At 39.0% G+C, this 20,841-nt stretch carries 24 protein-coding genes and 2 other annotated features; all 24 genes read right to left on the bottom strand.

What is annotated here, in order from left to right; all coding sequences use genetic code 11:
- Positions 1 to 194 precede the first annotated feature (194 nt).
- Positions 195 to 797 (bottom strand): class I SAM-dependent methyltransferase, encoded by a 603-nt coding sequence (locus tag MKY06_RS00630; RefSeq protein WP_013054918.1) that lies wholly within the window; start codon positions 795 to 797, stop codon positions 195 to 197.
- 112 nt (positions 798 to 909) lie between these two features.
- Complete coding sequence (gene rplL, locus MKY06_RS00625) at positions 910 to 1,272, bottom strand: 50S ribosomal protein L7/L12 (protein WP_013054917.1); 363 nt, start codon at positions 1,270 to 1,272, stop codon at positions 910 to 912.
- A 44-nt stretch (positions 1,273 to 1,316) separates the two neighbouring features.
- Positions 1,317 to 1,817, bottom strand: a complete 501-nt coding sequence (rplJ, locus tag MKY06_RS00620; protein WP_013054916.1) for a 50S ribosomal protein L10 — start codon at positions 1,815 to 1,817, stop codon at positions 1,317 to 1,319.
- Positions 1,818 to 1,857: 40 nt separating this feature from the next.
- Positions 1,858 to 2,001: a sequence feature (ribosomal protein L10 leader region), on the bottom strand.
- A gap of 65 nt (positions 2,002 to 2,066) precedes the next feature.
- The gene (gene rplA / locus MKY06_RS00615; RefSeq protein ID WP_013054915.1) at positions 2,067 to 2,762 is read right to left on the bottom strand and encodes a 50S ribosomal protein L1; all 696 of its coding nucleotides are present in this window, start codon (positions 2,760 to 2,762) and stop codon (positions 2,067 to 2,069) included.
- Positions 2,763 to 2,872: 110 nt separating this feature from the next.
- Positions 2,873 to 3,298 (bottom strand): 50S ribosomal protein L11, encoded by a 426-nt coding sequence (gene rplK, locus MKY06_RS00610; RefSeq protein ID WP_013054914.1) that lies wholly within the window; start codon positions 3,296 to 3,298, stop codon positions 2,873 to 2,875.
- Between the two features lie 165 nt (positions 3,299 to 3,463).
- A complete protein-coding gene (nusG, locus tag MKY06_RS00605; protein ID WP_013054913.1) occupies positions 3,464 to 3,997 on the bottom strand; it encodes a transcription termination/antitermination protein NusG in 534 nt (177 codons plus the stop codon).
- Positions 3,998 to 4,192: 195 nt separating this feature from the next.
- Entirely contained in the window at positions 4,193 to 4,372 is a 180-nt protein-coding gene (gene secE / locus MKY06_RS00600) for a preprotein translocase subunit SecE (protein ID WP_013054912.1), read from the bottom strand.
- A gap of 53 nt (positions 4,373 to 4,425) precedes the next feature.
- Positions 4,426 to 4,575: a 50S ribosomal protein L33 gene (rpmG, locus tag MKY06_RS00595; protein ID WP_013054911.1), complete on the bottom strand. Its 150-nt coding sequence runs from the start codon at positions 4,573 to 4,575 to the stop codon at positions 4,426 to 4,428.
- Between the two features lie 81 nt (positions 4,576 to 4,656).
- Positions 4,657 to 5,307 carry an RNA polymerase sporulation sigma factor SigH gene (gene sigH / locus MKY06_RS00590; protein ID WP_013054910.1) on the bottom strand — a complete coding sequence of 217 codons (651 nt, stop codon included), beginning with the start codon at positions 5,305 to 5,307 and terminating at the stop codon, positions 4,657 to 4,659.
- Between the two features lie 68 nt (positions 5,308 to 5,375).
- Positions 5,376 to 5,885 carry an NYN domain-containing protein gene (locus MKY06_RS00585; protein WP_013081364.1) on the bottom strand — a complete coding sequence of 170 codons (510 nt, stop codon included), beginning with the start codon at positions 5,883 to 5,885 and terminating at the stop codon, positions 5,376 to 5,378.
- Positions 5,886 to 5,887: 2 nt separating this feature from the next.
- On the bottom strand, positions 5,888 to 6,631 hold the full coding sequence (rlmB, locus tag MKY06_RS00580) for a 23S rRNA (guanosine(2251)-2'-O)-methyltransferase RlmB (RefSeq protein ID WP_013054908.1): 744 nt from the start codon (positions 6,629 to 6,631) through the stop codon (positions 5,888 to 5,890).
- On the bottom strand, positions 6,621 to 7,046 hold the full coding sequence (locus MKY06_RS00575) for a Mini-ribonuclease 3 (RefSeq protein ID WP_013054907.1): 426 nt from the start codon (positions 7,044 to 7,046) through the stop codon (positions 6,621 to 6,623). The genes rlmB and MKY06_RS00575 overlap by 11 nt, the downstream gene beginning before the upstream one ends.
- A gap of 7 nt (positions 7,047 to 7,053) precedes the next feature.
- Entirely contained in the window at positions 7,054 to 8,451 is a 1,398-nt protein-coding gene (gene cysS, locus MKY06_RS00570; RefSeq protein ID WP_013054906.1) for a cysteine--tRNA ligase, read from the bottom strand.
- The gene (gene cysE / locus MKY06_RS00565) at positions 8,441 to 9,097 is read right to left on the bottom strand and encodes a serine O-acetyltransferase (protein ID WP_013054905.1); all 657 of its coding nucleotides are present in this window, start codon (positions 9,095 to 9,097) and stop codon (positions 8,441 to 8,443) included. Before cysE ends, cysS begins: the two co-directional genes overlap by 11 nt.
- Before the next feature lie 72 nt (positions 9,098 to 9,169).
- Positions 9,170 to 9,393 (bottom strand) — a binding site (T-box leader).
- Positions 9,394 to 9,432: 39 nt separating this feature from the next.
- A complete protein-coding gene (gltX, locus tag MKY06_RS00560) occupies positions 9,433 to 10,890 on the bottom strand; it encodes a glutamate--tRNA ligase (protein WP_013054904.1) in 1,458 nt (485 codons plus the stop codon).
- 105 nt (positions 10,891 to 10,995) lie between these two features.
- Positions 10,996 to 11,475, bottom strand: a complete 480-nt coding sequence (gene ispF, locus MKY06_RS00555; protein ID WP_013054903.1) for a 2-C-methyl-D-erythritol 2,4-cyclodiphosphate synthase — start codon at positions 11,473 to 11,475, stop codon at positions 10,996 to 10,998.
- The gene (gene ispD / locus MKY06_RS00550) at positions 11,472 to 12,173 is read right to left on the bottom strand and encodes a 2-C-methyl-D-erythritol 4-phosphate cytidylyltransferase (RefSeq protein ID WP_029325232.1); all 702 of its coding nucleotides are present in this window, start codon (positions 12,171 to 12,173) and stop codon (positions 11,472 to 11,474) included. The genes ispF and ispD overlap by 4 nt, the downstream gene beginning before the upstream one ends.
- Before the next feature lie 25 nt (positions 12,174 to 12,198).
- Positions 12,199 to 13,296: a PIN/TRAM domain-containing protein gene (locus MKY06_RS00545; protein ID WP_013054901.1), complete on the bottom strand. Its 1,098-nt coding sequence runs from the start codon at positions 13,294 to 13,296 to the stop codon at positions 12,199 to 12,201.
- 147 nt (positions 13,297 to 13,443) lie between these two features.
- Positions 13,444 to 14,523, bottom strand: a complete 1,080-nt coding sequence (disA, locus tag MKY06_RS00540) for a DNA integrity scanning diadenylate cyclase DisA (protein ID WP_013054900.1) — start codon at positions 14,521 to 14,523, stop codon at positions 13,444 to 13,446.
- 3 nt (positions 14,524 to 14,526) lie between these two features.
- Positions 14,527 to 15,903: a DNA repair protein RadA gene (radA, locus tag MKY06_RS00535; RefSeq protein WP_013054899.1), complete on the bottom strand. Its 1,377-nt coding sequence runs from the start codon at positions 15,901 to 15,903 to the stop codon at positions 14,527 to 14,529.
- A 123-nt stretch (positions 15,904 to 16,026) separates the two neighbouring features.
- Positions 16,027 to 18,468, bottom strand: a complete 2,442-nt coding sequence (gene clpC, locus MKY06_RS00530) for an ATP-dependent protease ATP-binding subunit ClpC (RefSeq protein ID WP_014462041.1) — start codon at positions 18,466 to 18,468, stop codon at positions 16,027 to 16,029.
- A 20-nt stretch (positions 18,469 to 18,488) separates the two neighbouring features.
- A complete protein-coding gene (locus MKY06_RS00525; protein WP_013054897.1) occupies positions 18,489 to 19,562 on the bottom strand; it encodes a protein arginine kinase in 1,074 nt (357 codons plus the stop codon).
- Between the two features lie 3 nt (positions 19,563 to 19,565).
- Positions 19,566 to 20,108 (bottom strand): UvrB/UvrC motif-containing protein, encoded by a 543-nt coding sequence (locus MKY06_RS00520; RefSeq protein ID WP_013054896.1) that lies wholly within the window; start codon positions 20,106 to 20,108, stop codon positions 19,566 to 19,568.
- A gap of 41 nt (positions 20,109 to 20,149) precedes the next feature.
- Positions 20,150 to 20,611, bottom strand: coding sequence for a CtsR family transcriptional regulator (locus MKY06_RS00515; protein ID WP_013054895.1), 462 nt, complete (start codon positions 20,609 to 20,611; stop codon positions 20,150 to 20,152).
- Positions 20,612 to 20,841: the final 230 nt, after the last annotated feature.

The following is a 20,841-nucleotide window of genomic DNA, read 5'->3' as shown; positions in this document are numbered from 1 at the left end:
TATGTTTATTATTGAACAAAAGAAAAATGGTCTCTTTAAATAGAAAACCACAATTTCATAAAAACGTACTATTGATTTTATTAGTTTTTCCCATATAATTCAAAATTATACCTTTTATTTTATGTATAACCCGAGCTTATATGGAATATTTATATATTGGCATTTTATAATGCTAACATACTAAAAAATATTAGTCAACATTTTTTAGCACATATGATATAATACCCTTTTTTCTTTTCTACTACTTCTACTTCATTAAATAGAGATTCTAATTTCGCAAGAGCAGATGGCGCTCCTTGCTTTTTCTGAATCACAATCCAAAGCTCTCCTTGGTCAGCAAGGTGATCTAATGATTTTTCTAGAATTTCATGAACAACTTTTTTACCCGCACGGATCGGCGGATTACTAAGAATAGCTGCAAAATTCGTTTCCTTCACATTTTCATAGCAAGAGCTTTGATAGATTGAAACATTTGATACTGAATTAACTTCAGCATTTTTTTGAGCTAGTGCTAATGCACGTTCATTAACATCAACCATATGAACGTTTCTTTGGCTGTCCTCTTTTGCAAGTGCCAACCCAATTGGACCATATCCGCATCCAACATCCAGAAGCGGGCCGGGACTCTCGGGCATTTGAAACGTTTCAATTAACAGGCGCGATCCAAAATCGACCTCTTTTTTTGAAAAAACACCGCGGTCACTCGTAAATGAAAAAGAGGTTCCTCTCAATTCAAATGAAAAGCGCTCTTCATTACTTGCAGACGATGGTGTATTAGAAAAATAATGTTCTGTCAAAATAGAACCTCCTAATCAATATGTTCTTCTTTACTATAAATGAAAAGGATGACAGAAGCAAAAAAGCTCGCTTGTACAAGCGAGCTTTTTTATATCAGTTGTTAAGCAATAATTACTTAACTTCTACAGAAGCGCCAACTTCTTCAAGTTTAGCTTTTGCTTCTTCAGCTTCTTCTTTAGAAATACCTTCTTTAAGAGCTTTTGGAGCGTTATCAACGATTTCTTTAGCTTCTTTTAAGCCAAGACCAGTGATTTCACGTACTACTTTGATAACTTTGATTTTTTGTCCGCCAGCACTTTCAAGTACTAGGTCAAATTCAGTTTTCTCAGCAGCAGCTTCACCAGCAGCACCGCCAGCTACAGCTACAGGAGCAGCAGCAGTTACGCCAAATTCTTCTTCGATTGCTTTTACTAAATCGTTAAGTTCTAAAACAGTCATATTTTTAACTGCTTCAATGATTTGTTCTTGAGTCATTGTTAATTTCCTCCTTGTGATTGTGTTATATATAACAGACTAGATTATGCACCTTGTTCTTCTTTTTGGTCTGCCACAGCTTTTGTAGCAAGAGCAAGGTTGCGAATTGGAGCTTGAAGCACGCTAAGCAACATAGAAAGTAAGCCTTCGCGAGATGGTAGTTCTGCAAGTGCTTTAATTTCTTCAACAGATGCAACATTACCTTCAATTACACCAGCTTTGATTTCTAACGCTTCGTGTTCTTTCGCGAAGTTGTTTAGAATTTTAGCTGGAGCAACAACATCTTCTCCACCAAATGCGATTGCATTTGGACCTACTAACGCATCATTAAGATCTGTTAGTTCAAGTTTTTCTACAGCACGGCGAGTTAAAGTGTTTTTGTAAACTTTGAACTCAATGCCTGCTTCACGTAATTGCTTACGAAGTTCAGTAACTTCAGCAACATTCAAACCACGGTAGTCAACGACAACTATTGAGTTACTCGCTTGAAGTTTTTCAGCAATTTCGTCTACGACTTGTTTCTTTTGTTCAATTACGTTGCTCATCTTTACACCTCCTGTAGATTTCCTTCCGTACACTCAGACAAGGTGCAATAAAAAACCTCCATGACAATAAAGACATGGAGGTGTAGTAAGCGAACCATAACGTTTCACTAATTTATCTCACACACCTCGGTAGGAAATTAAGCTTTGCAGCACCTACTGTCTACGGTACAAATGTTATTCTTTTTAACAACATTATCTATTATAATCAGGGACTTTCAAAAAGTCAACACCGATTTATTTCCAAATTTATTAAGCAGAGAATGAAGCAGTATCAACTTTGATACCAGGGCCCATTGTTGAAGTAACAGCTACGTTCTTCATGTATGTGCCTTTTGCTGCTGCCGGCTTAGCTTTTACCATAGTTTCGAAGATTGTAGTGAAGTTTTCAACTAACTTGCTCTCTTCGAAAGATACTTTACCAATTGGTACGTGGATGTTACCAGCTTTATCAACGCGGTATTCTACTTTACCAGCTTTGATTTCGTTAACTGCTTTTTGAACATCAAATGTTACTGTACCAGTTTTAGGGTTTGGCATTAAACCTTTAGGTCCTAATACACGACCAAGTTTACCAACTTCACCCATCATGTCTGGAGTAGCTACGATTACATCGAACTCGAACCAACCTTGTTGGATTTTGTTGATGTAGTCAGCATCGCCAACGTAGTCAGCGCCTGCAGCTTCAGCTTCTTTAGCTTTTTCGCCTTTAGCGAATACTAATACACGTTGAGTTTTACCTGTACCGTTTGGTAGTACTACTGCACCACGAATTTGTTGGTCAGCTTTCTTAGGGTCAACTCCTAAACGGAATGCTACTTCTACAGTTGCATCAAATTTAGTTGTGTTTGTTTTCTTTACTAATTCAATCGCTTCTTGTACTGAATAAGTTTGTGTACGATCTACAAGCTTAGCAGCTTCAACGTACTTTTTACCTTTTTTAGCCATTTTTGTTTCCTCCTTATGTGGTTTTAACGGAATAACCTCCCACTAATAAAGGTTGCGAGCATAGGAAAACTTCCATTTCTCGCAACCTTCTAACACCCAATCAAATGGAATTAGTCTTCAACTACGATTCCCATACTGCGCGCTGTACCTTCTACCATGCGCATTGCAGATTCAACGCTAGCAGCGTTTAAGTCAGGCATTTTAGTTTCAGCAATCTCACGCACTTTGTCACGCTTGACTGTTGCAACTTTATTACGGTTTGGTTCACCAGAACCAGACTCAATACCAGCCGCTTTCTTAAGTAGTACAGCAGCAGGTGGAGTTTTCGTAATAAATGTAAATGAACGGTCTTCAAATACCGTGATTTCAACAGGAATGATAAGACCAGCTTGATCAGCTGTGCGAGCGTTAAACTCCTTACAGAAACCCATGATATTAACACCGGCTTGACCTAATGCAGGACCAACTGGTGGCGCTGGATTTGCTTTACCTGCAGGAATTTGTAACTTAACAAGTTTAATTACTTTTTTAGCCACGAGACACACCTCCTTAAGTCCGTGATGTGGTAATAGGGCGATGCCCTCCCACTCAATGTTCTTTATATATAAAATAAAGAAATAGTTGTTTTAGTCTCTAGTTTTGAGACATACTGACTTATGAAATATTAACATTAAACTTCATGAATTGCAAGGTCTTACAGATTATATTTTTTCAATTTGTGTAAAGTCTAGCTCTACTGGCGTTTGTCTTCCGAACATATCCACATGAACCTTAACTTTACGTTTATCTGTATCGATTTCTTCAATGGTACCTTCGAAGTTTGCAAACGGACCTTCTTGAACTAATACTGTTTCTTTTAGTTCAAAGTCAAAGTCAGCATGCTTCTCGTCCATGCCCATTTGTTTTAAGATCATTTCTACTTCTTCTGGTAGAAGAGCAGTTGGCTTTGATCCAGAACCTGCTGAACCTACAAAGCCCGTAACGCCAGGTGTATTACGAACTACATACCATGAATCATCCGTCATGATGATTTCAACTAACACGTACCCTGGAAATACTTTTTTCTTTGTAATCTTTTCTTTGTTGTTCTTAATTTCTCTTTCTTCTTCTTCGGGAACAACAACGCGGAAAATTTTATCTTGCATACCCATTGTTTCTACGCGCTTTTCTAAATTTGTTTTTACTTTATTTTCATATCCAGAATAAGTATGGACTACATACCAATTTTTCTCCATTTCTGAGGACTATACGTCCTTCCCTCCCAGCTCACTATAAAATAAGATGTCCTAATCTATTGCACAGACAACGCACTAGGAAAATAGTTGACTCCTAGCACAATCATTCTTAAAGCAAATTAAAAAACCCGTCTCCGGGCTTTTCTGAAAAAAACATAATTTAGCTTTATTATACCATGATTTAAGTCAATTTATTCAAGGGATTAAACGAATAAGTGACGAAATTCCGTAATCAACTACTACAAAAAAGAGTGTCATAAATACAACTGTAGAAATAACAGTAATTGTATAACGAGTTAGCTCATTTTTTTTAGGCCAACTTACCTTCTTCATCTCACGCCCAACATCACGCAAGAAATTTCCTACACGGTTCATGTTTGTAACCTCCAATAAATTAAAAGGGGTATTAGTCTGTGCAGATTATTGATCTACTTTGTTTCACGATGAATCGTATGTGCGTTACACGTTTTGCAAAACTTCTTCATTTCTAAACGATCTTCGTTTTGCTGTGTGTTTTTCATAGTCGTATAGTTACGACTAGCGCATTGCACACACGCAAGTACAACTTTTTTACGCATAATGTCAACCACCTATAGAGTGATAATGTCTATAAAAAAGTATCACAGACTTTCTTAGCATGTCAATATGAGGATAGAAGGCTACATTGTGATTTCACGAATCTCGAGGTAGCGCTCTAATTTCCTCTTCACACGCTGAAGTGCATTATCGATGGATTTGACGTGGCGGTTTAACTCTTCTGAAATCTCTTGATAAGATTGACCATCTAAATAAAGAACGAGAACTTTTCGCTCAAGATCACTTAACAGTTCAGCCATCTTTAATTCAATATCATCAAACTTCTCTCGATTAATGAGCAACTCTTCTGGATTTGCTACTTTTGTCCCCGAAATAACATCCATTAAGGTTCGGTCGGACTCTTCATCATATATTGGCTTGTCCAATGATACATAAGAGTTTAATGGAATATGTTTTTGCCTTGTTGCGGTTTTAATAGCGGTAATAATTTGCCTCGTAATGCAAAGTTCAGCAAAAGCTTTAAACGAAGTTAGCTTATCTTCTCTAAAATCTCTAATTGCCTTATATAACCCTATCATACCTTCTTGTACAATATCTTCACGGTCTGCCCCAATTAAAAAATATGACCGCGCCTTTGCTCGCACAAAGTTTTTGTATTTATGAATCAAATACTCTAATGCGTCAATATCGCCTTTATGCACAAGATCGACAACTGTTTCATCCTCTTGTTGTTCGAAATGAGCATGCAGTTTTCTCCCATAATTATCGCCCATATCGATCCCCCCGACCGCACAGTAGATAGAAATATTATACAGTAGCTAATTCCGTACCGTCAATAACCTCACCGCTGTCCCCGGCGCCATTTTTCGAAAATTTCGGCTACTTGATTGGAAAGTTGAATGCGTGCCGCTGGCTTTTGATTTTGAATAGACTTCACATCAAGATTAATATGTTTCTCAATTTGCTCAATTTCGTTGTACAATTCTCGAGCAGAAATTCTAAGCGCACCTTGTCCAAAGATTGCCCACTGCTCCGTAAAATCAGATGTAGCAACATGAATCTGTGTCTTTACATTGTTTAGCTCTTGAGCCAGCTTTTCAATGTACTCATCCGCTGTTTCATTTTCTCTTGTAAATACAACGTCAACCTTATGATTTTTTGCCTTCTTTTCAATTCCTTCGACCATATGAGCATCGAAGACAATAATGACACGATAACCCATATATGCTTGATACTCTGCCATCTTTTCGATTAACAGGTCTCGAGCACCGGCTAAATCATTATCTCTAAGCTTTCTTAGGTCGGGCCACGCACCTATCATGTTATAACCATCCACCAGTAGAATATCCATTCTTATTCACCTAGAGGATGGCGTTTTCGGTAAACCTCATACATGAGAAGACTAGCTGCTACAGATGCATTTAACGATGTAACATGCCCAACCATTGGAAGCTGTACAAGGAAGTCGCATTTTTCACGAATCAAACGACTCATGCCTTTTCCTTCGCTTCCAATCACTAACGTAAGCGGCATACCTCCATCTAAGTTGCGGTAATCATCGCTTTCTTTCGCATCTGTTCCAACAATCCATACGCCTCGATCTTTTAATTCATCAATCGTCCTTGATAGGTTTGTTACCCTTGCTACGGGAACATGTTCAATTGCTCCTGTAGAGGCCTTAGCTACAGTGGCGGTTAATCCAACTGAACGGCGCTTTGGAATAATAATACCGTGTGCGCCAACGGCATCAGCTGTTCGCATAATAGAACCTAAATTATGGGGATCTTCAAGCTCATCTAACAGAAGAAAAAACGGACTTTCATTACGTTTTTCCGCTAAGTTAAATAAATCATCTAACTCTGCATACTGATAAGCAGCAACTTGTGCAGCTACTCCTTGATGAATACCGTCTACCATTTGCTCAATTTTCTTTTTCGGTACAAACTGCACCAATACACCATTACGTTTTGCTAACTGCGTGATTTGCCCCATAGAACCGCCTTGCGATCCTTCGGCAATCCATAGTTTGTTAATGTCGCGCCCAGACTTTAGGGCTTCTAGGACCGGATTACGTCCAATGATAAATTCATGTTCCATGATTCATTCCTCCCTCTCCTTCATCGACGAAAGAGATAGCTTTAGTAATAAGTTCCATCATTCTTTCTTCTTCACCTAAAAGATACAAATAGCCTACGACCGCTTCAAATGCCGTACTGTAGCGATACGTTTGCACATCTGTGTTTTTAGGGACTGTACCGGACTTTGCATTGCGTCCTCGGCGCAGTACACCTTCTTCTTCTTCAGTAAAAAAGTTTTCATTTTTAAAATAATATACGATTTGCGCTTGTGCTTTTGCTGATACATATTTTTTAGCTTTATTATGAAGCTGGTTAGGGCGCACTGTCCCTAACACCAACAGGTGGCGGCGAACATGTAAATCAAACACCGCATCACCCATATAAGCAAGAGCTAAGCTATTTAGCTGTTTTACATCTAATTTACTGCTGCTCATAACACTATTATCCTCTTTTCCATCTTGTTCCTTGCGCCGTATCTTCTAAAATAATATTTTTAGCCTTTAATTCATCTCGAATTTGATCTGCTAATTGGAAATTACGATCTTTACGAGCCTGAATACGACCTTGGATCAATTGATCAATTTCTTCGTCTAGAAGTTCAGCTTCTCCAAACGTAATGCCTATTGCAGCACCTAATTCTTTAAACTCTTTAATAAAGGCTTCAATTACATCTGTAGACGTTGTTTGTTCTAACAAATACAAGTTAGCTTGCTTTGCTAGCTCGAACAGAACAGAAATGGCATTTGCCGTATTAAAATCATCATCCATCTCTTCAACAAACGTTTCGCGAAGCTCTTTTAGCTTTTCGAACCATTCTGAAGCATCTTCTTGAAGATTTGTTGCTGCCTCTAGACGGTGAGTTAAGTTGCCGTAAGCTGTTTGCAGACGCTCAAACCCTTTGCGCGTATTCTCTAAAATTTCTTCGTTATAGTTAATTGGGTGACGATAGTGAACAGATAAAATAAAGAATCGAAGTAGGGAAGGATCATGCTTTTTAATAATGTCATGAACTAACACGAAGTTCCCTAGTGATTTAGACATCTTTTCATTATCAATATTGATATATCCGTTATGAAGCCAGTATTTCGCAAACGATTTCCCAGTGAGCGCTTCTGATTGGGCAATTTCATTTTCGTGATGAGGGAAAGCTAAATCCTGGCCGCCTGCGTGGATATCAATTGTATCACCTAAATACTTGCGTGCCATCGCAGAGCACTCGATATGCCAGCCTGGTCTTCCTTGACCCCAAGGGCTATCCCATGCGATCTCTCCATCTTTGGTTGCTTTCCAAAGAGTAAAGTCTAATGGATCTTCTTTCTTTTCTCCAACTTCGATACGAGCACCAGATTGCAATTCATCAATAGACTGATGTGATAATTTTCCGTATCCTTCAAACTTACGTGTACGATAGTATACATCACCCTCTGACTCATATGCATATCCTTTTTTCACCAGTTCATCGATGAACTCAATAATGATATCCATATTTTCAGTTACGCGTGGATGCACATCGGCATGCTTGCATCCAAGAGCTGACGTATCTTCAAAGTAGGCATCGATAAAGCGGTTTGCGATCGTTGGAACATCTTCTCCTAACTCTTTTGCTGCCTTAATTAATTTATCATCCACATCTGTAAAGTTTGAGACATACTCTACATCGTAGCCTCTAAATTCTAAATAGCGGCGCACCGTATCAAATACGATCGCAGGACGCGCATTTCCAATATGAATATAGTTATACACGGTCGGTCCGCACACGTACATTTTGACTTTGTTTTCTTCTAGCGGTACAAACGTCTCTTTTTGACGTGTTAACGTGTTATATAGCTTAATTGCCATGGTGAATCTTCCCTTCTTTTAATTCCTTTAATTGATTTTGCAGGTGTAAAATTTCTTTCTCTAGCTGTTTGAAACGCTCTGCATCTGGATCTGGTAAATCTTGATGATTCAAATCTTTTGGAATCCGGACGCCATTTTGAATGACGACTCGGCCAGGGATACCAACAACCGTTGAGTTTTCTGGGACGTCATTTAACACAACTGAGCCCGCTCCAATTTTGGAGTGCGCATGAATCGTAATCGACCCTAGTACTTTAGCACCTGTTGCAATTAAGACATTGTCTTCGATCGTCGGGTGACGCTTTCCTTTTTCTTTCCCTGTTCCTCCGAGTGTTACTCCTTGATATACTGTTACATTATCTCCAATTTCGCACGTTTCCCCAATAACAATTCCCATTCCGTGGTCAATAAAAAATCGGCGGCCAATTTTCGCACCCGGATGAATTTCAATCCCTGTGAAGAATCGGCTAATTTGTGAGATTACACGTGCCAGAAAAAACCACTTTCTTTTAAAAAGCCCGTGAGCTAATCTATGTGCCCAAATAGCATGCAACCCCGAATAGGTTAATATCACTTCAATATAACTTCTTGCTGCAGGATCTTGTTCAAATATGGCCTCAATGTCTTCCTTTAACAACTTTAGCATCATCTCACCCCAATTCCGCTATTCCTCTATCTACTCATTGATTGTATAAAAAAACGCCCCTATGTCAAATGACACAGAGACGTATATACGCGGTTCCACTCTGTTTGGATCAACAAACGATCCCAACTCTTCTCTCATAACGTGAAAGTACCCGCTTTTGCCTACTTACTTAGTAGCATTCAACAAAAGACTCAAAGGCGCACTTCAACAAGTTTTGTCATAGGTTACTTTCAGCCGGTGATAACCCTCTCTGATATGCAATGAACTTGCCTACTCTTCCTTCTCAACGATATCCATATTTGATTATTTTATCATATGGGCAAAATAGAAATTTGTTAACTATAAATGCTTTCTAAACGAGCTAAAACTGTTTCTTTCCCTAAAAGAGAAATAGCTTTTGGAAGCTCAGGACCGTGTGTTTCGCCTGTTGTTGCTACACGAATTGGCATAAATAGTTTTTTACCTTTTTGACCTGTTGCTTTTTGTACAGCCTTTGTTGCTGCCTTAATTTCATCAGCGCTGAATTCTTCTAAGGAAGAAATCTCTTCAGCAAATGCTTTTAACACTTCCGGTACTTGCTCTTCAGCAAGCACTGCTTTTGCTTCTTCACTGTAATCAATTTCTTTCTTAAAGAACATTTCAGTAAGTTCAACAATCTCGGCGCCAAAGCTCATTTGTTCTTGGTATAGAGCGACTAGGTCACGTACCCATTGTTCTGTTTCTGCATCGCGCGTTTCTTCAACTTTTCCAGCTTTCACTAAGTGAGGAACTGATAAAGCTACTACCTCGTCTAAATCCAATTGTTTCATGTATTGGTTGTTCATCCAACGTAATTTGCTTGTATCAAATAGTGCTGGAGATTTTGATAAACGAGCTGGGTCAAAAATTTCAATGAACTGTTCTTTAGAGAAGATTTCTTCTTCTCCCACAGGTGACCAGCCAAGCATTGTAATAAAATTAAACAGTGCTTCCGGCAAGTAGCCTAATTCTTTATATTGCTCAATAAACTGAATGATTGACTCATCACGTTTACTTAGCTTACGGCGATTTTCATTTACGATCAATGTCATATGACCAAATACAGGAGGCGTCCAGCCTAAAGCTTCATACACAAGAATTTGCTTCGGTGTATTAGAAATATGGTCATCTCCGCGTAGAACATGTGTCATCTTCATTAGATAATCATCAATGGCTACAGCGTAATTATATGTTGGTGTACCGTCTTTTTTCACAATAACGAAGTCACCAATGCCTTCAGACTCAAATGATACTTCATCTTTGACAATATCATTCCATTTAATTTCTTTGTTACTAGGAACACGGAAGCGAATGCTTGGCTCACGGCCTTCTGCTTCTAGTTCAGCACGCTGTTCAGCTGTTAAGTTACGGCACTTCCCTGAATAGCGCGGCATTTGACTGTTTGCCTGCTGTTCTTCACGCTCTTTTTCAAGCTCTTCTGACGTACAGTAACAGTGATAAGCTAATCCTTTTTCAAGAAGTTCTTCCGTATATTTTTGATAGATTTCCGTACGTTCAGACTGGCGGTAAGGACCGTACTCGCCGCCTACGTCGATACTCTCATCCCATTCAATACCTAACCATTTTAAATAGCGCAGCTGACTTTCTTCTCCGCCTTCGATATTACGCTTTTGATCTGTATCTTCAATACGGATAATAAATTTACCGTTTTGATTTCGTGCAAATAAATAATTAAATAGTGCTGTTCTTGCATTCCCTATATGAAGATGTCCAGTTGGACTCGGGGCATAACGAACTCTTACTTCGCTTGACATAACTAAGATGACCTCCAATTTAATATTACTTATAGTATGTATTTAGATATTTTAGACATGTTCTAATTTTATCACCAAATAGGTATCTGTCAAAGTCAACTGTTTTTATTTTTGATAAACTAAAACGGCTGCTTGGGCGGCAATTCCTTCTTCACGTCCCGTAAAACCTAACTTTTCTGTTGTTGTTGCCTTGACGTTAATTTGAGAAATGCTTGCTTCTAACAGCTGCGCAATACGCTCTCTCATTGGTTCAATGTAAGGAGCCATTTTAGGTTTTTGCGCGATAATTGTGCAATCTACATTGCTTAATTCATAGCCTTCATCTTTTAGTAGTTTCCATACGTGTTGAAGAAGCTTTGCTGAATCAGCATCTTTAAATTCAGGGTCTGTATCCGGAAAATGCTTTCCGATATCTCCTTTAGCCGCCGCTCCTAATAAGGCATCTGCGATTGTATGCAACAGCACATCTGCATCTGAATGGCCTAATAGTCCTTTTTCATACGGAATTTCTAAACCGCCGATGATTAAAGGTCTTCCTTCTGCAAATTCATGTACGTCGAAACCTTGTCCTACTCGAATGTTCATTTTTCCACTCCTTCAGTCCTGTTTAGCTTTGTTAATATAGCTTCTGCATATAACAAATCTTCTGGTGTTGTTAGTTTTATATTATCGTAATTTCCCTCTACAATCGATACTTTTTGCCCCGCTCTTTCTACTAAGCTTGCATCATCGGTACCTAAGTATTCATTTGTTTTTGCTTTTTCGTGTGCATTCATTACTACATCAAAAAGAAAAGCCTGCGGCGTTTGAATAGCCCACAAGCTAGAGCGCTCAACTGTTTCAATGACAGTACCCTGTTCCACACGCTTAATTGTGTCTTTTACTGGAACAGCCAGCACAGCAGCCTTATCACTAGCAGCTTTTTCTACTAACTCATGGATTGTGTTTTGTTGAACAAATGGACGAGCGCCATCATGAATTAATACCATCTGAGCCTGCTTTAAACTTTTAAGACCGTTATAAACGCTATGTTGACGTTCATCGCCCCCAACTGTCAATGATTGAACCTTTTGAATTGGATATTCGATTAATAACTCTTCAAAAATCTCCACTTCTTTTTCGTTTACGACTAGTACAATTCCACTGCACCAAGGATCTTGTTCGAATTTTTGCAGCGTATGAATGATAAGCGGAACGTTTTGAATAGTTAAAAATTGTTTGTTCCGCCCCGCTTTCATTCGCTTCCCCTGACCTGCAGCTAACACGATAATTTCATACTTCATAGGTATACTCCCTTTACCTGTTACGTCACAGTGCTTTTTCTAATAACTTGGGTTTCGCAAAAATCATACGGCCTGCTGAGGTTTGGAGTACGCTCGTCACCAGTACATCAATTTGCTTTCCAATATAATTTCTTCCTTCTTCTACCACGATCATTGTACCGTCATCAAGATAGGCAATACCTTGATTGTGCTCTTTACCGTCTTTTATAACCAATACGTTCATTTCTTCTCCTGGAAGTACAATTGGCTTGACGGCATTTGCTAAGTCATTGATATTTAAAACGCCAACATTTTGAAGTTCACATACTTTATTTAAATTAAAATCGTTTGTCACGACCAAACCGGAAGTCAGCTTTGCCAATTTAACCAGCTTGCTGTCTACTTCTTGAATGTCTTCGAAATCGCCTTCATAAATTTCTACCTTCATTGCCAGTTCTTTTTGAATACGGTTTAGAATATCTAGACCTCGTCTACCTCTGTTTCGTTTTAGAACATCCGACGAATCAGCAATATGCTGAAGTTCCTCAAGCACAAAGCGCGGAATAACAATCGTTCCGTCTAAAAATCCTGTTTGACAAATATCTGCGATACGGCCGTCAATAATAACGCTTGTATCTAAAATCTTAAGAGACTTTAATGATTCTTCGTTATCTGTTTCTTCTTCTTGTCCTTTTTTCTTCCCAATTCGAGCCGGCATCGAAAACACGCTTACAAGTTCATCACGTTTTTTAAACCCGACTTGAAACCCTAAGTAACCTAAAAGAATACTTAGAAAGATTGGTAAAATGGTACTTACTACTTGAAGTTGAATTCTACCTAAAAAAGCTCCGACCAAGTAGGCCACAATAAGCCCTAAAATCAATCCTAAGCTCCCGAAAAGCACATCCGTTACAGGCGCCTTCAGTAACGCCTCTTCCACTCGGCGAATTAATTCAACTATATAATCAACAATCCAAAACGTGACAAGGAAAAACAAAATGGCTCCCAGTATTGCATCGACGTAAGGCTTTTCTAGAAATGCTACATCTTGCAGATTTAATAATTGAATAAGTTCAGGTATAAAAAAGACGCCCAATGTACCACCTGTAATAATAAAAAATAACTGTACAAAACGTTTTAACACGCCTTCACCTCCCTTTATCATTATAAACAGTTTACAATGATTGAAACCTGTTATTTAACCAAAAAACAGAATTTGTAAACAAACTGTCACTTTTTTTGTATTTTCACAATATCTTAATGAATCAAACATTTAATGTCAATTAATATCCTATAGCTGACGGTTTGTAAGATGCTGCTCTTTTAGTCTTTTTAGGCCTTCTCTGATTTTCCTTGCTCGAATTTCACCGATGCCTTCTACCTCATCCAATTCTTCTACCGACGCATCTGCTATCGTTTTTAAATCCCCTAATTCATCAATGAGATTTTCAATAATAATCGATGGAAGTCTTGGAATTTTATGAAGCATTCGATACCCTCTAGGAATAACGCTGTCTTCAAAGCTTGTATACATAGGATATCCCATTAAGCGAAGGAGCGTTTGGTCATCGAGAAGAACATTATTTGACGGCTGCTGCATGCGTTCAATTACTCGGTAAGGGTCAAAGCTGAGATCATACATATAATCTTTGATTAATAAAGTTGCTTCTTCCTCTAAGTGGGAAAGTAGTTCATTCATTTGGAGACGGATTAGTCTTCCTTCTGTTCCTAACTCGCTAATATAGCTCAAAATTTCATTTTTAATACGCAGAACCATTTCTGTACGATGAAGCGACTGCAGCACATCTGTATGAGTTACTTGCTCTTCAAACTCTAATGCACTGAGACTTGTAATCGATTCGTCTAATACCGCCTTGTACTTTTCAAGTGTCCCAAGCGCTTGATTCGCTTTTGCTAAAATAACACTAATGTCTTTCAATACATACTGCAGAGACCCTTTGTAAAGCGTAATCACATTTCGTCTTTGTGAAATGGCTATCACCAATACACCTGACTGCTTAGCTACGCGCTCTGCTGTACGGTGACGCATTCCTGTCTGTGAAGAAGGAGTAGAGGGATCTGGCATGAGCTGAGCATTAGCAAATAATATCTTGCTTCCGCTGTCGTTTAAAATAAGCGCTCCATCCATTTTGGCTAACTCGTATAAATGCGCAGGTGTAAATGCACAATTAATCGAAAATCCTCCATCTACCATCTTTTTGACTTGTTCATTGTAGCCCATAACAATTAAGCCGCCCGTCTTTGCCCGCAAGACGTTATCGATACCGTCACGAATAGGGGTTCCTGGTGCTACAAACTGCAGAATTTCTGATATTTGTTTTTGACTAACTGTTGTTTTTTCTCCTTCCACTGCTTATCCTCCTAATGTATATTGCAGAGCCTCCGCTACTGTTGATACCCCAATCACATCAATACCATCTGGGACTTTCCATCCTCCTAAATTTTTCTCCGGGATAATAATTCGTTGGAACCCTAATTTTACCGCTTCTTGAACGCGCTGTTCAATTCTAGACACTCGGCGTACTTCACCTGTTAATCCTACCTCTCCTACAATAACATCTGTAGCGCTAGAAGCAGCATCTCTGAAGCTTGAAGCAATGCTAACGGCTACAGCTAAATCGATTGCTGGTTCATCTAATTTCACTCCACCTGCTACTTTTAAATAAGCATCTTGATTCTGCAGCAGCATTCCTACACGCTTTTCTAAGACAGCCATGATAAGCGAAACGCGATTATGATCTACTCCCGTCGCCATTCTTCTAGGGTTTCCAAAGCTCGTTGGACTGATTAGCGCCTGCAGCTCTACTAATACGGGTCTTGTCCCTTCCATTGAAGCGACAACAACCGATCCTGCTGCTCCCTGAGATCGTTCTTCTAGAAAGATTTCAGATGGATTCAATACTTCTTCTAGCCCACTTTCTTTCATTTCAAAAATGCCCATTTCATTTGTAGATCCAAACCGGTTCTTAACCGCTCTTAATATACGATACGTATGATGGCGCTCTCCTTCAAAATAAAGAACCGTATCCACCATATGTTCAAGAAGTCTTGGACCTGCAATGGCCCCTTCTTTCGTTACATGACCCACAATAAAGATGGCAATTCCATTCGTTTTAGCAACACGCATTAGTTCAGCCGTACACTCTCGCACCTGTGAGACGCTTCCTGGCGCTGATGTCACATCAGCATGGTAAATGGTTTGAATTGAATCAATCACCACAAAATCAGGCTGCATGCTTGAGATGGCCTCTAGTATTAATTCTAAGTTTGTTTCTGCGTGAACATAAAGCTCTTCAGCTTTTACACCTAGCCTGTCCGCTCTTAACTTCGTTTGTTTGGTTGATTCCTCTCCCGAAATATATAGTACTTTATTTTGTTTCATTGCTAACTGCGCAGAGGTTTGCAAAAGTAAAGTAGACTTTCCGATACCCGGATCTCCCCCTATTAAAACGAGTGACCCTCTGACAATGCCTCCTCCTAATACACGATTTAACTCTGCAGAAGGTGTAAAAATTCGTGGTTCTGTTGTAGATTCAATCGCTGTAATTGACTGAGGTTTTTGAACTTTAGAAGCAGTAGCTCCGGAAAAAGCTCCTCGGCGTGATGATTTCGTTTCTTCCATTTCTTCTACCATAGAATTCCAGCTTCCGCATCCGGGACATTTCCCCATCCATTTTGCTGATTCATATCCGCAATGCTGACATGCAAATTTTGTTTTTCGTTTCGCCATTATGTTATCAATCTCTCCGTTCATTCAATCGATTTCTATCTCTATTGTACACTATTTCCTAAGCTAAAATAAAAAGGGAGGCATACGTGTTTTTTCGTATGCCTCGTCTTGGTTTGAGTAAATTTAGCTGATGCTGCTTGGAGCGGAGGATTTAACAACAAATTCTCCTTTGTCTACATCTAGCGTCACTTTCTGACCTTTTTGAACAACCCCTTTTAGCAGCTCTTCAGATAAACGGTCTTCAATATGTTTTTGAATTGCTCTACGAAGTGGACGAGCACCGTATTCTGGATCAAAACCTTCCTCTGCAATCTTATCAATTGCCTCTTTTGTTAATTCAAGATCAATTTCTTGCTCTTTTAAGCGTTTTGTTAACTGATCCGCCATTAATTTAACGATTTCAGCTAAGTGAGGTTTCTCTAATGAATGGAAGACGATAATTTCATCGATACGGTTTAGGAACTCCGGACGGAACGCGCGCTTCATTTCCGCCATTACTTTTCCTTTCATATCTTTGTAGTCTTGCCCTTCTGCTTCTACTGTGAACCCTAAGTGCTTGCTTCGTTTTAATGTATCAGCACCTACGTTTGATGTCATAATTAAAATCGTATTACGGAAATCAACTGTACGGCCTTTTGAATCTGTTAAGCGTCCATCTTCTAACACTTGTAATAAAATGTTAAATACATCCGGATGCGCTTTTTCAATTTCGTCTAAAAGAACAACTGAGTAAGGTTTTCTTCTTACTTTTTCCGTTAACTGACCGCCTTCTTCGTATCCAACATACCCTGGAGGTGAACCTACTAAGCGTGAAGTAGAATGTTTCTCCATGTACTCAGACATATCGATACGAATCATTGCATCTTCATCGCCGAAGATTGACTCCGCTAATGCACGTGCAAGCTCTGTTTTACCAACCCCTGTTGGTCCTAAGAAAATGAATGAACCAATTGGACGTTTTGGATCTTTCAAGCCTGCTCTAGCACGGCGCACAGCTTTTGCAACTGCTTTTACCGCTTCTTCTTGCCCAATTACACGAGAGTGAAGAATCTCTTCCATGTTCAGCAGTCTTTCTGTCTCTTCCTGTGCCAGTTTAGAGACCGGTACACCCGTCCAGCTAGATACCACCATCGCAATATCTTCTACGGTTACAGCTGAGTTTTCTTTACCTTGCTGCTCTTTCCAAATTTTCTTTGTGTCTTCTAATTCTTCGCGTAGGCGTTGCTCTGTATCGCGTAAAGATGCTGCTTTTTCAAATTCTTGACTTTGAACAGACGCATCTTTTTCATTGCGTACTGATTCTAATTTTTGCTCTAATTCCTTTAAATTTGGCGGCGTTGTAAATGAACGTAAACGCACTTTTGAACCAGCTTCATCAATTAAATCGATTGCTTTATCCGGTAAGAAACGATCGGAAATGTAGCGATCTGATAGTTTCACCGCTTGCTCGATTGCCTCATCAGAAATAGATACTCGGTGATGCGCTTCATAACGGTCACGAAGCCCTTTTAAGATTTGAATAGACTCTTCCAACGTTGGTTCATCCACTTGAATTGGCTGGAAGCGACGCTCTAACGCTGCATCTTTTTCAATGTACTTTCTGTATTCATCTAAAGTGGTGGCACCGATACACTGAAGTTCTCCACGAGCAAGAGAAGGTTTTAAAATATTAGAAGCATCGATAGCTCCTTCTGCGCCACCAGCGCCAATTAATGTGTGTAACTCATCGATAAAGAGAATGATATTACCTGCTTGACGAATTTCATCCATTACTTTCTTCAGGCGATCTTCAAATTCTCCGCGGTATTTTGTACCAGCAACGACCGTTCCCATATCCAAAGTCATAACGCGTTTGTCACGTAAAATTTCTGGAACTTCATTGTTGACGATTTGCTGAGCCAAACCTTCAGCGATTGCCGTTTTACCGACACCTGGCTCCCCAATTAATACAGGATTGTTTTTTGTACGTCGGCTTAACACTTCAATAACACGCTGAATTTCTTTCCCACGTCCGATAACAGGGTCTAAACTTCCTTCGCGCGCTACAACTGTTAAATCGCGTGCTAAGCTGTCTAGCGTAGGTGTATTGGCATTTGAAGAGCCTCCGCCTTGATGGCTTGAAGCAGCTTCATTGCTACCTAATAAATGAAGCACTTGCTGACGAGCTTTATTTAGGCTGACACCTAAATTATTTAAAACGCGTGCTGCAACGCCTTCACCTTCACGAATTAAGCCTAGTAAGATATGTTCTGTTCCTACATAAGAATGACCAAGCTTTCGGGCTTCGTCCATTGAAAGTTCAATGACTTTTTTCGCTCGAGGTGTATAATGAATGGTCTGCGTTAATTCTTGGCCTCTGCCAATTAATGCTTCCACTTCTTTTTGAATTTTTTCAGTGCTTAGGCCTAGAGCAGAAAGAGCTTTTGCTGCAATTCCTTCACCTTCACGAACGATACCTAATAAAATATGCTCTGTTCCAATGTTGTTGTGACCTAGGCGTAGTGCTTCTTCCTGTGCTAAAGCTAATACTTTTTGTGCGCGCTCTGTAAATCTACCAAACATCATATAATCGTCACCCTCCACGTTTAATTTGTGTTTTTATTTATAGTGAGACGTTCTCGAATTAAGGTGGCTCTTTTAATGTCACGTTCTTGAGGCTTTAGGGGACCTCCCGAATACTTCTGTAAAAAGCCTGGCTGCGTCATAATGATAAGTTCATTCAATATATTTTGACTCAGTCCTTTTATATACCCTAAATCGATTCCTAATCGAACATCTGATAAACATTGTGAAGCTTCTTTTGACTCAATAATACGGCTATTGGCCAATACTCCATATGAACGATACACTCGATCTTCTAACTCTACATGAGATGTTTTAAACAGCGCGTCTCGTGCAGAGTGCTCTTGTGTAATTAACTGCTGTACGACACTATTTAAATCTGCCACAATATCTTCTTCAGATTTCCCTAAGGTTATCTGATTAGAAATTTGAAAGATATTCCCTAAAGCTTCGCTACCTTCTCCATAAATTCCTCTCACCACTAAGCCGAGCTGGTTAATAGCGGGAATAATACGATGAATTTGACGGGTCATCACTAAAGCCGGCAGATGCATCATCACAGATGCACGTAGCCCAGTACCCACATTTGTGGGACAGCTGGTTAAATACCCTCTATTTTCATCAAACGCATAATCTACGTATTTCTCAATCCAATTATCTACTTTATTCGCTGTGCTTAAAGCTTCAGATAATTGAAGGCCTGGAAATAAACATTGTATGCGTAAATGATCTTCTTCATTAACCATAATACTCAAATCTTCTTTTTCTGATAAAAAACAAGCTCCGTTGTTATCTCCTTCAGCCAAGTTAGGACTGATAAGATGCTTTTCAACCAACACTTGCTTTTGAAGAGGCTGTAATTCGTTCATCTTTAGTAAATGCAAATTCCACTGATTGGTGTTCTCACTTTTTTGAAAAACTTGCTCGAATACTCGAACCACTTCAACTGCTTGTTCTTTAGAAAAGAGAGTTGGAAAAAGATAATGAGTTAAATTTCGAGCCAGCCTGATTCGACTGCTTAGAACAATATCTGAATTCGAAGCTTCTTGACGCATCCAAGAGCTAACAGGCTGGGAAAAGAACAAATCCTGGGACATGAATTACGCTTCCTCCTCTCTCGATTCGTTCATCTTCTTTTCTAGTAATCGAATGTGATCTCGGAGTTCGGCTGCTTTCTCAAACTCCTCTTTTTCGATATACTCTTTTAAGTTCAATCTTAATGCCTGTAATTCCTTTTTTAAATGAAGATTACTTGCAATTCTTGCTGGTATTTTTCCATGATGCAGATAATTACCTCCATGCAGCCTCTTCAAGAAAGGAATAAGAGGTCGCTCAAATGTTTTGTAGCAATCTGCACATCCAAACCTGCCGATTTTAGCAAATTTTTGATATGTCATACCACAAGTAGGACAAGAAAGAACCTCCTGACTTTGTTGCTTATAATTTTCAGTTACTGCTGGATCTAGGTTAAGTAGGCCAGCTAGTAAGTTATTGATTGAAAAACCTTGCTGATTTGAAAAAGAAAATGTATCTCCATTTTCTGAAGCGCATTGTTCACATACATGCATCTCCGTCTTTTCACCATTAATAATTTTTGTGAAGTGAAGAGTTGCAGGTCTCGTTTCACATTGCTGACAAATCATCCTGTCATCACTCCCTGTTCTAAATAAAATAGATCATGAGTTTATCGGTAGCGTAATGAATTAAGCATTGCTTTTAAAAGATTAGCCCTTAGCTCATCACGATAAGGAAGTTCAATATTAATAACTGAACGATTGATAACACTCAACATGATTTTTGCTTCTCGTTCTGTGATGACTTTTTCTTCAACTAACCTAATAATGACGTTTTCAGCACTTACTTGTGAAATTTCATTTTGAATCATCTCAATTACTTGCTGAAACAAATCCGCTGCATCATGCATTTTTACTTTTGCAATACGAATAAAGCCGCCGCCGCCTCGCTTACTTTCTACAAGATAACCTCTCTCAACTGTAAAACGGGTATTGATAACGTAATTAATTTGCGACGGAACGCATTGAAATTTATCAGCAATCTCACTGCGCCTTATTTCAACAATTTCTCTTTCACTTAATTCAAGTACTTGTTTTAAATACTGTTCGATAATGTCAGAGATATTTGGCACGCTGCCCCCTCCTTCTGACTTTGACTATATTTGACCTTAATTTAAATATAAAAGGAAACGAAAAAATTTTCAACTATGTACTATTAAAGTTTATTCTTTACTTTTATCGTTGCCACTAAAATTTATTTCAAAACCTGCAAATCGTGAATTTTATTGTTCTTACTATACTTTTTCATAAAACAAATAAATTGTAAACAAAAAAGGACTAGCTAAAATAGCTAGTCCTTTTT

Source organism: Priestia sp. FSL P4-0332, assembly GCF_038005845.1.
Lineage (GTDB): Bacteria > Bacillota > Bacilli > Bacillales > Bacillaceae_H > Priestia.
This window is presented reverse-complemented; position numbering and strand designations above follow the sequence as displayed.

Coding starts and splice junctions, on each gene's coding strand:
- rpmG (WP_013054911.1), bottom strand. CDS start 4,575: ATGCGTAAAAAAGTTGTACTTGCGTGTGTGCAATGCGCTAGTCGTAAC.
- cysS (WP_013054906.1), bottom strand. CDS start 8,451: ATGGCAATTAAGCTATATAACACGTTAACACGTCAAAAAGAGACGTTT.
- rplA (WP_013054915.1), bottom strand. CDS start 2,762: ATGGCTAAAAAAGGTAAAAAGTACGTTGAAGCTGCTAAGCTTGTAGAT.
- rplL (WP_013054917.1), bottom strand. CDS start 1,272: ATGACTCAAGAACAAATCATTGAAGCAGTTAAAAATATGACTGTTTTA.
- sigH (WP_013054910.1), bottom strand. CDS start 5,307: ATGGGCGATAATTATGGGAGAAAACTGCATGCTCATTTCGAACAACAA.
- MKY06_RS00585 (WP_013081364.1), bottom strand. CDS start 5,885: ATGGATATTCTACTGGTGGATGGTTATAACATGATAGGTGCGTGGCCC.
- MKY06_RS00525 (WP_013054897.1), bottom strand. CDS start 19,562: ATGTCCCAGGATTTGTTCTTTTCCCAGCCTGTTAGCTCTTGGATGCGT.
- radA (WP_013054899.1), bottom strand. CDS start 15,903: ATGGCGAAACGAAAAACAAAATTTGCATGTCAGCATTGCGGATATGAA.
- gltX (WP_013054904.1), bottom strand. CDS start 10,890: ATGTCAAGCGAAGTAAGAGTTCGTTATGCCCCGAGTCCAACTGGACAT.
- nusG (WP_013054913.1), bottom strand. CDS start 3,997: ATGGAGAAAAATTGGTATGTAGTCCATACTTATTCTGGATATGAAAAT.
- MKY06_RS00575 (WP_013054907.1), bottom strand. CDS start 7,046: ATGAGCAGCAGTAAATTAGATGTAAAACAGCTAAATAGCTTAGCTCTT.
- MKY06_RS00520 (WP_013054896.1), bottom strand. CDS start 20,108: ATGATTTGTCAGCAATGTGAAACGAGACCTGCAACTCTTCACTTCACA.
- clpC (WP_014462041.1), bottom strand. CDS start 18,468: ATGATGTTTGGTAGATTTACAGAGCGCGCACAAAAAGTATTAGCTTTA.
- ispD (WP_029325232.1), bottom strand. CDS start 12,173: ATGAAGTATGAAATTATCGTGTTAGCTGCAGGTCAGGGGAAGCGAATG.
- cysE (WP_013054905.1), bottom strand. CDS start 9,097: ATGCTAAAGTTGTTAAAGGAAGACATTGAGGCCATATTTGAACAAGAT.
- secE (WP_013054912.1), bottom strand. CDS start 4,372: ATGAACCGTGTAGGAAATTTCTTGCGTGATGTTGGGCGTGAGATGAAG.
- rlmB (WP_013054908.1), bottom strand. CDS start 6,631: ATGGAACATGAATTTATCATTGGACGTAATCCGGTCCTAGAAGCCCTA.
- ispF (WP_013054903.1), bottom strand. CDS start 11,475: ATGAACATTCGAGTAGGACAAGGTTTCGACGTACATGAATTTGCAGAA.
- rplJ (WP_013054916.1), bottom strand. CDS start 1,817: ATGAGCAACGTAATTGAACAAAAGAAACAAGTCGTAGACGAAATTGCT.